This window comes from Planomonospora sp. ID67723 (assembly GCF_015711605.1).
Classification (GTDB): Bacteria; Actinomycetota; Actinomycetes; order Streptosporangiales; family Streptosporangiaceae; genus Planomonospora_A.
This window is the reverse complement of record NZ_JABTEZ010000003.1, coordinates 171,597-184,236: the sequence shown is the minus strand read 5'-3', so window position 1 is coordinate 184,236 and position 12,640 is coordinate 171,597. Positions and strand designations below refer to the sequence as shown.

Sequence of the window (12,640 nt, the reverse complement as noted above, 5' to 3'; positions counted from 1 at the left end):
ACCCCGCCGGGGTCCGCTCAGGAGGCCGTACGGTCCGCCGCGACCAGGTCGGCCGCCTTCTCCGCGATCATGACGGCGGGGGCGTGGGTGTGGCCCCGGTTGATGACCGGCATGACCGAGGCGTCGGCGACGCGCAGCCCCTCGACCCCCCGCACCTTCAGCGACGGGTCGACCACCGACTCGACGTCCGCCCCCATCCGGCAGGTGCCGACCGGGTGGTAGAGGGTCTCGCTGCGCTCGCGGATCCAGCGGGCGAGTTCCTCGTCGCTCTCGGCACCCCAGTAGGGGGCCATCGGCGGGCCGGTGAACGGCCTGAGCGCGGCGGTGGCGAACAGCTCCTTCGCCTTCTTCAGCCCGGCCACCTGCCTCCGGATGTCGATCTCCGCCGTCAGGTAACCGGGATCGATCACCACCTCCCGGCCGTTCAGGGAGATCCGCCCCCGGCTCTCGGGCTGGAGCAGGACGGAGGCGATGGTCAGGCCGTGGCCGGACGGGGGCGTCAGGCCGTGGTCGATGAACGGGCCGGGGGCGAAGATCAGCTCGATGTCGGGGGCGGGCTCCTCCGGGCCGGTCCGGATGAAGGCGACCGCCTCGCCGACGTTGGAGGTGAGCATGCCGGTCCGGCCGGCCAGGAAGCGCAGCAGGTTGGCCACGGAGTCGGCGCCGGCGAGCGTGACCGGCCGGGGGCAGTGCAGGAAGATGCCCGAGGCCAGGTGGTCCTGGAGATTGCGGCCGACCTGGGGCAGGTCGTGGACCGGCTCGATGCCCTGCTCCCGCAGCTCGTCGGCGGCGCCGACACCGGAGAGCATCAGCAGGTGCGGCGAGCCGATCGCCCCGGCCGACAGGATCACCTCCCGTCCCGCGTGCGCCACGGTGCTCTCCGCCGCGCCCTCTCCCGGGCCGCCGGCGTACTCGACCCCGGTCGCGCGGCCGTCCTCGATGAGGATCCTGCGCACGTGCGAGGAGGTCAGCACGGTCAGGTTGGGCCGCTTCAGCGCGGGCCCGAGGTAGGCGTCGGCGGCGCTCCAGCGGCGGCCCCGGTCCTGGGTGACGGGCGTGGGGCAGTAGCCCTCGTTGGAGGGGCCGTTCAGCTCGTCCAGCCGGGCCAGTCCGAGCTCCTCGCAGGCGGTCAGGAACGCGGTGGTGGTGATGTTGGGGCTGCGCAGCTCGGAGATGTGGATCGGGCCACCGGTGCCGTACACGCCGCCCCGGTTGCTGCCGACCCGGTTCTCGGCCCGCCGGAAGTACGGCAGGACCTCGTCGTAGGACCAGCCGGGCACGTCCCAGCCGTCATAGTCGGCCCGGTGCCCGCGGACCCACATCTGGGCGTTGAGCGAGGAGGAGCCGCCGAGCACCCGCCCGCGCGGCCAGTAGAGCTCCCGGCCGGACAGCTCGGCCTGCTTGGCGGTGGTGAAGTTCCAGTCGTAGTCGGTCTTGAACAGCTTGGCGAACCCGGCGGGCATGCGGATCTCGAGCTTCCGGTCGGACCCTCCCGCCTCGACCAGCAGGACCGTCACGGCGGGATCGGCCGAGAGCCGGTTCGCCAGCACGCATCCCGCCGACCCGGCGCCCACGATCACATAGTCGTACCGCTTGCCCATCGAGGTGCTCATCACGTGCTCACTGACCTCTCCTCGCTCAGCCGGCCAGCTCGCCTCCCCCATAAGCGGGCTCTTACCTGCTTACCCCCCACTGCTTTACCCGTCAATTCGTAACCTTGGTTACCTACCGGTCGGTATGCTCGTCCTGCAAGGATGGGCCGGTCAGAGATTGTTCGGACGGAGGATCCATCCATGCTCAACCTGTCGATCGTGCTGGAGGACAGCGCCCGGGAGAACCCCGACCGCACCGCACTCGTCTTCGGCGAGCTGCGCCTGCCGTACTCCCTGGTCAACACAGTCGCGAACCAGGTTGCCAACCTGCTGGTGTCCAGGGGGATCGGCAAGGGGGACAAGGTCGCGCTCGCCTGCCCGAACCTCCCCTACTTCCCGTTCGTCTACTTCGGCATCCTCAAGGCCGGGGCCACGGTCGTCCCGCTCAACGTGCTGCTGCAGTCGCGTGAGATCACCTACCACCTGGAGGACTCCGAGGCCAAGGCGCTGTTCTGCTTCGAGGGCTCCCCCGAGCTGCCGCTGGGCGAGCGCGGCAAGGCGGGCTTCGAGGGCGCCGCGGGGACCGAGCACTTCTTCGTGCTGCCCGCCACGCCGTTCGCCACCGAGTCGGAGTACGGCCAGACCATCTGGGCGGCCCTGGACGGCGTCTCCGCGGAGTTCCAGACGGTGCAGACCGCGCCGGACGACACCGCGGTGATCCTCTACACCAGCGGCACCACCGGCCAGCCCAAGGGCGCCGAGCTCAGCCACCAGAACATGCTGATGAACGCCATGGTCTCGGACGAGATGTTCCCGCGCGCCGAGGACGGCGACGCCTACCTGGCGGTGCTGCCGCTGTTCCACTCCTTCGGCCAGACCGTGGTCATGAACGCCGGCTTCCGCCGCCGCGCCACGCTCGTGCTCATGCCGCGTTTCGAGCCGGGACCGGCGCTGGAGCTGATGCGCGGGGAGAACGTCACGGTGTTCGCGGGCGTGCCGACGATGTACTGGGGCATGCTCACGAAGATCCACGCCGACGGCGACGAGGTGCCCACCTCGCTCAGGGTCGCGGTGGCCGGCGGCGCGTCCTCCCCGGTCGAGGTGCTCAAGGACTTCCAGGCGACCTTCGGGGTCGGCATCCTGGAGGGCTACGGCCTGTCGGAGACCTCCCCGGTGGCCAGCTTCAACCAGCCCGGCAAGCCCAGCAAGGTGGGCAGCATCGGCACGCCGATCTGGGGCGTGGAGATGAGGCTCGTCGACAACGACTGGAAGACGGTCGAGGGCGAGGGACCGGGTGAGATCGCCATCCGCGGCCACAACGTGATGAAGGGCTACTACAACCGGCCCGAGGCCACCGCCGAGGTCATGAACGACGGCTGGTTCCGCACCGGTGACATCGCCACCCGCGACGCCGACGGCTACTACACGATCATCGACCGCGCCAAGGACATGATCATCCGGGGTGGCTTCAACGTCTACCCGCGCGAGCTCGAAGAGGTCCTGATGACCCACCCGGAGGTGTCCCTGGCCGCGGTGGTCGGGGTCGCCCACGACTCGCACGGCGAGGAGGTCAAGGCCTACATCATCCGCACCCCGGGTGCCACCGTCACCGAGGAGGAGATGGTGGCCTGGTGCAAGGAGAACATGGCGGCCTACAAGTACCCCAGGATCGTCGAGTTCCGCGACGCCCTGCCGATGACCGCCACCGGCAAGATCCTCAAGCGCGAGCTCCGCTAGCCGAATCCCTCAACTCGCGGGCCGTCGTGCCGAAGGGTGCGGCATGACGGTCGGCGGAACACGGCTCTTCCTCGGTACGGCGGTCACGGCTGCGTTCGTGACCGCCGTTTTCTATGCGGTGACGGTCGGGCAGGTCCTCTACTTCGTCACCTACGGGGTGGTCTGCGCCCTGGCGTGGTGGGCGGCGCTGCGGCTGGTGCCGGGCCCGGACCGGCGGCCGTGGCTGCTGATCGCCCTCGCCCAGACGCTCTGGCTGACCGGCGACGTGATCGAGATGGCGTTCTTCCTGTCCGGGAAGGTGCCCATGGTCGGGGTCAGCGACGCCTTCTGGCTCGGCGGCTACCCCCTGGTCGCCGCGGCGGTGATCCTGATGGCCCGCCGCCGGGCACCCGGCCGGCTCAGCGGGGGCATGCTCGACGCGCTGACCCTCACCACGGTGGCCGCGCTGGCCGCCTGGCAGTTCCTGATCCAGCCGTACCTCGACTCCGGCTCCGGCGCGGAGGTCATCGTGCCCGCCCTCTACCCGGTCGGCGACATCGTGCTGCTGGCGGCGGTGCTGTTCCTGGCCCTGTCGCCGGGCGAGCGGGGCGCCCCGACGCTCCTGCTGCTCGGCGCGGTCTCCACCTACCTGGCCGTCGACCTGGGCTACAACCTGCTGCCGTACGTGCTCGATTCCTCGTACGTGGAGAAGCTCGGCGCGGGCCTGCTGGCCGGCCACGCCCTGATGGTCTCGGCCATGCTGCACCCCGGCCGGGCCGAGCTGACGCATCCCGGTTCCCTGGTCCGCACGCTGCACCCGGCACGGGTCGTCTTCCTGGGCCTGGCGCTGCTCGGCACCCCGGCCCTGGCCCTGAGGTACGCCGGCTTCAGCGGGCAGGAACTGGCGACCATCACCGCCAGCGCGGCCTGCGCCGTGTTCGTGCTGACCAGGTTCACCACGGCCGTCCGCGAGCAGGAGCGGATGCAGGCCGCACTCGCCTACCAGGCGCGTCACGACCCGCTGACCGGGCTGGCCAACCGGGCCGTCATGCAGGACCGCCTGGAGGAGATCGTGCGGGTCGCCGGCAGCGGGGCCGCCGTGCTCTACCTCGACCTCGACGGCTTCAAGCAGATCAACGACGTCCACGGCCACGACGCGGGCGACGCCGTCCTGGTGGAAGTCGCCGGCCGGTTGTCGGCCGCGACGCGCGGCACCGACCTGGTGGCCAGGCTCGGCGGCGACGAGTTCGTCCTGCTGTGCCCGGAGATCCCGCCCGAGGAGACCGTACGGCTGGCCGAACGCGTCCTGGAGGAGATCTGCGCGCCGGTCCTGTTCCGGGGGCACCGGCTGTCCGTGGGCGCCAGCATCGGCATCGCCGTACACTCCGGCGGCCTGGCGGCGGGGACGCCCGCGGAGATACTCCGCGCCGCCGACACCGCGATGTACTCGGCCAAGCGCCTCGGCAGGGGTCGCTGGGTCGCGGCCGGGGAGTCCGGCCCGCTGATGGCCGCCTGAGCCCACCGGCGGGCCCGGCCCGGAACCGCGGGCTCCGGGACCCCGGCCCGCCCGTGCGGGGACGGACCGCGGTCCCGGTGCCGCGAGTCAGGGCCAGTCGAGGGAGGGGCGCAGCGGCATGTGGGCGCCGCCGTCGGCGTCGAGCTTCGTGGCCAGCACCTGATGGAGCTGGATCTTGTTGTGTTCGAAGCCCACCACGCATCCGGCCATGTAGAGCCGCCAGACCCTGGCGGTGCCCTGGCCGACCTCCTCGACCGCTTCGTCCCAGTGTTCGTCGAGGTTGGCGCTCCAATGCCGGAGGGTCCGCGCGTAGTGCTCGCGCAGGTTCTCCTCGTGACGGATCTCGAAGCCGATGTCCTCCATCTGGCGGATCAGGTAGCCGACCGACTCCAGTTCCCCGTCGGGGAAGACGTAGCGGTTGATGAAGCCCCCGGCGTTGAGGGTCCTCTCCGTCCCCGTGGGCCGGGTGATGCAGTGGTTGAGCAGGCGGCCGCCGGGAACGAGCTTGTCGTACAGGAAGCGGAAGTAGAACGGCAGCTGCTCCTTGCCGATGTGCTCGGTCAGGCCGATCGAGCTGACCGCGTCGAAGCCGGTCTCCTCGACGTCGCGGTAGTCCATGTGCCGGATCTCGACCAGCTCGGTGAGCCCGGCCTCGGCGACGGCCTTCTGCCCCCACTCGGCCTGCTGTCGCGAGAGGGTGACCGCCAGCACCTTCACTCCGTACTCGCGGGCCGCGTGCATGGCCATGCCGCCCCAGCCGCAGCCCACGTCCAGCAACCGCATGCCGGGTTTGAGCCCGAGCTTCTTGGCCACCAGGTCGAACTTGGCGAACTGCGCCTCCTCCAGCGATGCCTCTTCCGAGGGGAAGACCGCGCAGGTGTAGGCCATGGAGGGACCGAGCACCCACTCGTAGAACCGGTTGGAGACGTCGTAGTGGTGGTGGATCACCTCGGCGTCCCGCTGCTTGGCGTGCCTGCTGCCCAGCTTGGCCAGCAGGCTGCGCCGCATCTCCTGGGGAGGAGGCGGCACCCGCATCAACAGGGGCTTGACTCCGAGGGCGCGGACCGTGGCGGCCTTCTCGCTCATCGGGATGTCGTTGACGGTGAGCGACCACATGCGCGACAGCAGGGTGTACATGTCCCCGTGGACGTCGAGGTGCCCGGAGACGTAGGCCCGGGCGAGTCCCAGCTCGCCGGGGGCCTGCGCCAGGTACGCCACCGCCGCCGGAGTCTTCACTTCCAGGCTGACGTCCGCTCCCGCCTCCCCTGCCTTGCTGCCGTCGTAGGCGACGAAGCGGATGTCCGCCTCGGCTCCCACGACCTTCTCGAATATTTCCGCGAGCTTCACAGAAGGAACCTCCCTAACGCCCCCGTACACACTTGTCGTAGAGGTCGAGCAACCGGCCGCCCGGGTCGTAGGCCCGTTTGACCGGCCAGTAGGCGTCCCCGTTGTAGAGCCGCCAGAATTCGTCCCGGGGGTAGAACGATGTGGAGTACAGCGACTTGTGCCCGTCGAGCACGTGCACCTCGTGCTCGATGAGGCGGTTGTGGTAGCCGTCGAACTGCCCCCGGGGCAGCGGGACGGTCCCCCAGAATCCGAAGTTCACATACAGCCGTCCCGGCTCCAGCGGGTAGAGCGGCCACCGGCCGCTGGAGGTGAGGGGGCACATCCAGACCGGCGTCATGCCGACCTTGTCGTGGAAGAACTCCAGGAAGTCGGCGCCGCGCTCGACAGGCACCTCGATGTCCTGGATGACCGACTCCTGCACCGGCTGGTCCCGCCACCGGTCCAGCCGGGCGATCACCCCGTACTTGCGGTCGAGGCCGACGAGCCTGCGGTAGACGTCCGAACGCATCCACTTGCGCGGCATCAGCGAGCGCACCAGCGGTCCCTGCACGCCGAAGGCTCGCGAGCACCAGAACCAGTCGGTGTCCCAGCGCCACAGGTAGTCGCGGACGGTCAGCCAATCGCGCGTCCTGGTCTGGATCGACTGGTAGTAGATCCGCATGCCGGTGTAGTCGGAGACGTACGGCGCGCGCTCGGCGAAGCGGCCGAGGGTGATGTAGAGCTCCCCCGGCTCGAAGAACGTGCCGTCCACGAAGTCGACGGGCTCGCCCTCGTGTTCGCCGCTCTCGCAGATCTCCTGCATGGCGATCATGCACTTGTGGGCGTCGGTGAAGCGCACGTGGGTCAGGCGGACGTACGGCTGGACGGGCTTGAGCTTGATCCGGATCCGGAGCGCGTAGCCGAGCGTGCCGTAGGAGTTGGGGAACGCGCGGAACAGCTCGCGGTGCTCGTTGTCGTCACGCGCGACGACGACGCGGCCGTCGCCGGTGAGGATCTCCATCTCTTCGACCGACTCGTGCGGCAGCCCGTCCCGGAAGCTGGTGGACTCGATGCCCAGCCCGGTCACCGCGCCGCCGAGGGTGATGGTCTTCAACTGCGGCACGACGTACGGCATGAGCCCGTGCGCGAGAGTGGCGTCCACGAGATGCTCGTAGGTCGTCATACCCTGGACCTCGGCGGTCATCGTGGCGGGATCGACCTCGATGACCTTGTCCAGGTCTCTGGCCGAGAGTGCCGCCCTGCGCGCGCCGTGCCGGAAACGGAAGAGGTTCGTGGTGGCCTTGGCCAGCCGGGGCGGCGCGTCCTGAGGGATCGTGGCGTAGGACTCCCTGATCCGCTCGACCGCCCGCCGGTGCTCCGACATCTGTGTCGTGTGCGCCACAGGACATCACCCCCAGGGCTCGTCGTCGGAAAGATCGCCTATAGAACGTTATATCCCGGATATCCCAGAGGCCAGGAGAGGCGCGTTAAACCGGGGTTAACAGCACCGAGACGACAGCCACTCTAAGCCCCTGACCAGCGGAAATAAGGCTCATCGCCTCGAAAAATTCTTAGCACGCTGCTCACAGTGACGATAATCGCCGTCTCGGCCGTTAACTCCAACCGCGCACTCTCACGGACGGATCTGTCACATGCCCGAGCCCAGCAACGTCGTCCCACTCGCCTCCCGCCGCCGCGCCCGGCCGGCCTCAGCCGCCCCCGACGGCATCCCCCTCATCGACCTCATCGAGTCCTGGCGGCGCGCCCTCGAGGCAGCCAACAGGAGCCCGGAGACGATCCGGGTCTACATGAGGACCGCCCGGATGCTCGCCGCTTTCCTGGAGGATTCTGGGCTCCCGGCGGACGCCGAGGGGGTCCAGGCCGAGCACGTCCGCGAGTTTCTCGTCTCGGAGATCCGCCGACGGTCCGCGTCCACCGCGTACGCCCATCACGGCAACTTGGGGTCCTTCTTCACGTGGCTGATCGCCGAGGGCGAGCGCACCGGCCCCTCCCCCGTCGTGAAGGCCGACAAGCCGAGCTTGCCGAAGAAGATCAAGAAGACAGTCTCCGACGACACCGTCCAGGCGCTCCTCGCCAACTTCAAGGGGAACGACTTTCAGGCCAGGCGGAACACCGCGATCATCCGTCTCGTCTACGACAGCGGGGTGCGCGTCGGCGGTCTGGCGTCCATGCTCCGGGCCGATCTCGACCTGTCGGAGCGAACGGTGAAGATCGTTTTGAAGGGAGGGGACGAGCACCTGGTGCCCTTCGGGAAGAAGACCGCGGCCGCCCTGGACCGCTACCTCCGGGTGCGGGGCGGCCACCCGCACGCCGACTCGGCATGGCTGTGGATCGGCGAGCAGGGGCGGCTGACACAGTCAGGGATCCGGTCCATGCTGAGCCGGGGGGCCGAGCAGGCCGGGACCGAGCACGTGACGCCGCACCAGTTCCGCAGGAAGTTCGCGCACGAGTATCTGAAGGCGGGCGGGTCGGAGCGGGGGGCGATGCTGGTGGCGGGGTGGCAGTCGCGAGCGATGCTGGATCACTACAGCGAGGAGCTGGCGGCGGAGCGGGCGCGGGAGGAGCATGCCCGTCTGTCGCCGGGTGATCGAATCTAAAAATTTCGACAGCGTTCGATAGTGACTCAGGGCGCTGGCTCAGTTACTCTCGTGAGTTCAGGCGCGAGCAACTCGAGCACCACACGGGGGGACTGCCTCGTTTCCTAGGCGAACGGCGCCCCCCGTGTGGGCGATCATGATCCGACCTCGGTGACGGGGGGTCGGCTCAGGTCGTCCTGGCTTGAATTGTCCTCGGCCATTGTGCCCGAGACCCTATCTGCCCCGATAGGGTCTCCTTACTCTTGCCTTTTGGACATCTAGGGCATTCTACGCATCTTATGTTAATTGAGTCTTCAATTATCACGGTGCGTAGTGCAGTCGAATCGCGGGCGTGACCAGCGAAAACGACCTACCGAATCGGGACTTTAGTCCCCTTCCCTAACCGGAGCCTCATCACATACTGTCGTTTACGCCGTCGCCTAGGAAACTACGGTCAAAGTGAACTTTGGAGCGTTACACCACGCGCATGGTTCACGGGGGAAGAAACGAGACACTCATATGGCACGGCGTACCCTCTCCCGGCCCGTCACCCGAAACCTCCTCCTCGCCAGCGTCGCCCTGTGGGGAGCCACGATCGCCCTCGCGGTCACCGGCGCCGCCACCCCGCGGATCCACCTCACCCTGCTCGCCGCGGGGTTCCTCGCCGGATTCGCTCTCGTGATCGGCCGTGCCCTCATCACCATCCAGGACCTGGTAACCGCAGTACTCGATGCGATTGACGGTGCCACCGACGATCTGAAGAGCACGCTCGGATATCAGCAGGGAGTAGCAGCGGGCGCCCGCGCGGTCATGGGCATGCTGCTCGGAGGCAAGGCGCGGACCGAGGTCGCAGACCTGACGCACTGGAAGCCGCGAAACAGCTCCGGCCGCGTCCGTTAGACGCGGGCGCGTAGACGCCTATAGGTGTCCTTCAGGTGGTCGCGCACCTCATCGGGGAGCTGGGGATCATTCACCAGCTCCTCGACGAGGGGGTCCTGGGATAGGCGTAGGTCGTCCGGGGTGGCCAAGCCGGAGAACACCAGGACATCGCCCAGCGAACGCCCCAGCGCGCGGCCTGCGTCGCGCAGAGCCTGAATGCGGCGGGCGGTCTCCGGGTCGGCCTGCTGGGCGATTCCCTCGAGACTTCCGGTGATGCTCGGCAGGGTGACATCCATTGTGCCGCGGACAGACTGGTCGACGAGGCCGGCGAGTTCCGCGGCTTCTTCATGGCTGACGCCGATGGCGTCGGCCAGCTTGTTGACGGTGGTGGCCCGTGGGCTGGTGGCCTGGGTCTTGAGCCGCATGAACGTGACTCTGGAGATCCCCGCACGGTCGGCGAGTTCCTCCTGTGTCCATCCGCGTCGTACTCGCTCTTGCTCCGCGCGATCCCACAGGGGGCGGCCCGGCGCATGGTCGTGTCGTCCCTCGCGCTGCTTCATGCTCCACATTGAAACACGGTGCTTCAAATCGGGCTACCCGCCCATGTAAACCAGTCCTGGTCCATAGGCGTCCGCAATCGTCCGTTGTGCTACACAGGACATCCAATCTTGCGCCATTAAGTTTCGCCATGTAACGTGATGCTCCAGATTGCTCCACTTTCGAGCGAGGTTCGATGCCCCACACCCTCCCTGAGCTGTGCCGAATGTTGCGTATCTCACGCTCCACGGCCACCCGGGCCATCACCGACGGGCGGCTAAAGGGGACCAAGATGCACGAATGTGGAACACAGTGCAGCAATCCGGATACGTGCAGGCAGGGCGGCCACTGGGAGTTCTCGGACACGCAGATCGAGGAGTTCCTGGCCAACGCCAAGCACGTCAGGAAGGAGGACTAGAGATGGCAGCCTCCCCCGAGAGGATCAGCGCGGTGCGCAGCATCGCCGCCCACAAGTCGTGGGCGCAGACGGCGGTCCGCCGCGAGCGGACAGAGGCCGGCACCAAGGCATCCCCCGTCTCCCTCGACTACTGGATCAAGATGATCCAGGAGGCGGGCAAGGTCCGCGGCAAGAAGAACATCGAGCTGGCCGCCGAGTCCGCGCGCACGGCCTACATGCGGGAGCTGGCGCTGAAGTCGGCGGAGGCCCGGCGCGCGAAGAAGACCGCACGGAAGACCGGCCGGAAGGCCGCGTAGAAGCGGGCCTCCACCTGGCGGCAACCGGGTGGAGGCCCATCACCACCCCAACCCACTCCAGTCCATGAAGAAGGAGAGACGTGATGTCTCAGGCTACCCAGCACACCCCGATCGAGTCCCTGCTCACCCCCTCCGAGGTGGCCACCATGTTCCGGGTCGACCCGAAGACGGTCACCCGGTGGGCGAAGGCCGGCAAGTTGACGTCCATCCGCACCCTGGGTGGGCACCGCCGGTACCGGGAGGCGGAGGTCCGCTCCCTGCTCGCCGGGATTCCCGCCCAGGCCACGCCGGTCGAGTCGTGAAGTTCCGCGACCTCACCCCCGGCACGCTCGCCAGGGTGCCGGACGCGCCGGGCGGCTTCGACCACCTCAGCGCCGTACTGCCGCCCGCAGTCGAGATCCTCACCGTCCCCGTCCCGTGTGCTCTGCCGTCGTGCATGGCGTTCGAGGTGATGGCGCGGGAGATCGACGGAGGCCGGCCGCGCCTCTACCACCGGCGCCCGGATCGGGGCGTCATCCACATCACCGAAGCGACCAGGGAGGCCAGCTGACATGGTCACTGACGCCCACATCGAGTTCATCCGCGAGCAGCTGGCCGCGGCGGAGCGGGACGTCGCCGGGTGGCGACAGATTCTGGGCCACGCCGAGCAGGTCGCCCGCGCCGGGACGGTCCTGCCGGACCCTATGGCCGACGCGTTCCGGCCGGCGGCGTATCCGGTGGTGCCGGAGACCGGGTCCTTGCTGCGGATCGGTGCTCCGCCGGCCGGGCGGCCGCCGTACGAGGACCCGCGGCCGACCGGTGTCATGCCGATCATCCCGCCGGACGGGTCCCCTCCCCCGCTGAAGCCTGGCCAGGAGGCGGCGTTCGCGGCGTTCGAGCGGGACCACGACGAGCTGCAGCGCGCGGAGCAGGAAGGCCGGGGATGAACGAGTTCTTCTCCCGCCTGGCCGTCATCGCCCTGCTGGATCTGCTCGCGGCTTGGGCTCTCACGATGCTGCTGGACATCCTCCATGAGGAGTGGTGGCAGGGCGTGCCAACGATGGACTATTGGACCGCGATCTGGGTGGTTGTCCTCGTCGGCATCGTGGTCGCTCCGTGGCGGGGCATCGATGGCAAGGGCAACCGGTCGTGATCCCGGTCCTGACGATGGTGTGCGTCCTCGCCGCGTGCGGGGGCGCCCGCCTCACCTACATCGCGCACCGTCGCGGCTGGCACGGACACCGCGCGGTCGCGGCCGCCGCCTCCTTCATGGCCGCCTACCTGGCCGCCGTCCTGTCGATCGCGTGGTCCGACCCCAGGGTTCTGGAGTTCGCGGAGCGGCTGCCGGACGCGCTCTGGCAAGCCGGCGCCCTCGCCGTCATGGCGGGCTCACCGTTCCTGGTCCTGGCCGTCGTGAACTGGCTTGAGGGAGGCCGCAAGTGAGCTACCTGGACATCACCCGTATCGAGCGGCTGATCCGCGCCGAGCGCGCCCGCCAGCTCGTCAAGTTCGGCCCCCAGAACCACCCCGACCGCGACCCGCTGGAGAACAACCACGCCGAGGGCGTGGAGTACGGATTCCACGCCCAGCGCTGGAAGGAGATCAACGCCCAGCGCGCACAGGACGGGCGCACCGCGTGGGACGGCATCCTCCTGGAGGAGGTCTACGAGGCGCTCACCGAGACCGACCCGGCCAAGCTCCGTGAGGAGCTCATCCAGGTCGCCGCGGTGTGCTGCACGTGGATCGAGGCGCTCGACCGGCGGCCGTCGTGAAGGCCACCCGAA

16 protein-coding genes are annotated in these 12,640 nt (G+C 68.7%); 12 read left to right on the top strand and 4 right to left on the bottom strand.

Going from position 1 to position 12,640, the window contains the following annotated elements:
• Positions 1 to 17 precede the first annotated feature (17 nt).
• A complete protein-coding gene (locus HS041_RS22620) occupies positions 18 to 1,613 on the bottom strand; it encodes a GMC family oxidoreductase (RefSeq protein WP_230879557.1) in 1,596 nt (531 codons plus the stop codon).
• Between the two features lie 180 nt (positions 1,614 to 1,793).
• Between HS041_RS22620 and HS041_RS22615 the strand changes: the two genes are divergently transcribed.
• Together HS041_RS22615 and HS041_RS22610 are read left to right on the top strand one after the other, a co-directional pair.
• On the top strand, positions 1,794 to 3,329 hold the full coding sequence (locus tag HS041_RS22615) for a long-chain-fatty-acid--CoA ligase (protein WP_196442815.1): 1,536 nt from the start codon (positions 1,794 to 1,796) through the stop codon (positions 3,327 to 3,329).
• A gap of 43 nt (positions 3,330 to 3,372) precedes the next feature.
• Positions 3,373 to 4,824, top strand: a complete 1,452-nt coding sequence (locus HS041_RS22610; protein WP_196442814.1) for a GGDEF domain-containing protein — start codon at positions 3,373 to 3,375, stop codon at positions 4,822 to 4,824.
• An 87-nt stretch (positions 4,825 to 4,911) separates the two neighbouring features.
• On the opposite strand, the gene HS041_RS22605 is transcribed toward HS041_RS22610, so the two are convergent.
• Positions 4,912 to 6,171 carry an SAM-dependent methyltransferase gene (locus HS041_RS22605; RefSeq protein WP_196442813.1) on the bottom strand — a complete coding sequence of 420 codons (1,260 nt, stop codon included), beginning with the start codon at positions 6,169 to 6,171 and terminating at the stop codon, positions 4,912 to 4,914.
• Between the two features lie 13 nt (positions 6,172 to 6,184).
• Positions 6,185 to 7,534, bottom strand: coding sequence for an FAD-binding oxidoreductase (locus tag HS041_RS22600; protein ID WP_196443499.1), 1,350 nt, complete (start codon positions 7,532 to 7,534; stop codon positions 6,185 to 6,187).
• A gap of 268 nt (positions 7,535 to 7,802) precedes the next feature.
• Between HS041_RS22600 and HS041_RS22595 the strand changes: the two genes are divergently transcribed.
• Complete coding sequence (locus tag HS041_RS22595; RefSeq protein WP_196442812.1) at positions 7,803 to 8,768, top strand: tyrosine-type recombinase/integrase; 966 nt, start codon at positions 7,803 to 7,805, stop codon at positions 8,766 to 8,768.
• 498 nt (positions 8,769 to 9,266) lie between these two features.
• Complete coding sequence (locus HS041_RS22590; RefSeq protein ID WP_196442811.1) at positions 9,267 to 9,647, top strand: hypothetical protein; 381 nt, start codon at positions 9,267 to 9,269, stop codon at positions 9,645 to 9,647.
• Here HS041_RS22590 and HS041_RS22585 read toward each other — a convergent pair.
• The gene (locus HS041_RS22585; RefSeq protein ID WP_196442810.1) at positions 9,644 to 10,186 is read right to left on the bottom strand and encodes a helix-turn-helix transcriptional regulator; all 543 of its coding nucleotides are present in this window, start codon (positions 10,184 to 10,186) and stop codon (positions 9,644 to 9,646) included. The two genes, HS041_RS22590 and HS041_RS22585, sit on opposite strands and share 4 nt — an antisense overlap.
• Before the next feature lie 173 nt (positions 10,187 to 10,359).
• Between HS041_RS22585 and HS041_RS22580 the strand changes: the two genes are divergently transcribed.
• The 8 genes from HS041_RS22580 to HS041_RS22545 all read left to right on the top strand — a co-directional run bounded on the left by HS041_RS22580 (position 10,360) and on the right by HS041_RS22545 (position 12,628).
• Positions 10,360 to 10,581 (top strand): helix-turn-helix domain-containing protein, encoded by a 222-nt coding sequence (locus tag HS041_RS22580; protein WP_255530051.1) that lies wholly within the window; start codon positions 10,360 to 10,362, stop codon positions 10,579 to 10,581.
• Positions 10,582 to 10,583: 2 nt separating this feature from the next.
• Entirely contained in the window at positions 10,584 to 10,877 is a 294-nt protein-coding gene (locus HS041_RS22575; RefSeq protein WP_196442808.1) for a hypothetical protein, read from the top strand.
• Positions 10,878 to 10,960: 83 nt separating this feature from the next.
• Positions 10,961 to 11,179: a developmental transcriptional regulator BldC gene (gene bldC / locus HS041_RS22570; protein WP_196442807.1), complete on the top strand. Its 219-nt coding sequence runs from the start codon at positions 10,961 to 10,963 to the stop codon at positions 11,177 to 11,179.
• Complete coding sequence (locus HS041_RS22565) at positions 11,176 to 11,427, top strand: hypothetical protein (protein ID WP_196442806.1); 252 nt, start codon at positions 11,176 to 11,178, stop codon at positions 11,425 to 11,427. Before bldC ends, HS041_RS22565 begins: the two co-directional genes overlap by 4 nt.
• A gap of 1 nt (position 11,428) precedes the next feature.
• On the top strand, positions 11,429 to 11,803 hold the full coding sequence (locus HS041_RS22560; protein ID WP_196442805.1) for a hypothetical protein: 375 nt from the start codon (positions 11,429 to 11,431) through the stop codon (positions 11,801 to 11,803).
• Positions 11,800 to 12,009, top strand: a complete 210-nt coding sequence (locus HS041_RS22555) for a hypothetical protein (RefSeq protein WP_196442804.1) — start codon at positions 11,800 to 11,802, stop codon at positions 12,007 to 12,009. Before HS041_RS22560 ends, HS041_RS22555 begins: the two co-directional genes overlap by 4 nt.
• Entirely contained in the window at positions 12,006 to 12,299 is a 294-nt protein-coding gene (locus HS041_RS22550; RefSeq protein ID WP_196442803.1) for a hypothetical protein, read from the top strand. The genes HS041_RS22555 and HS041_RS22550 overlap by 4 nt, the downstream gene beginning before the upstream one ends.
• A complete protein-coding gene (locus tag HS041_RS22545; RefSeq protein ID WP_196442802.1) occupies positions 12,296 to 12,628 on the top strand; it encodes a hypothetical protein in 333 nt (110 codons plus the stop codon). Before HS041_RS22550 ends, HS041_RS22545 begins: the two co-directional genes overlap by 4 nt.
• The last annotated feature ends 12 nt before the right edge of the window (positions 12,629 to 12,640 follow it).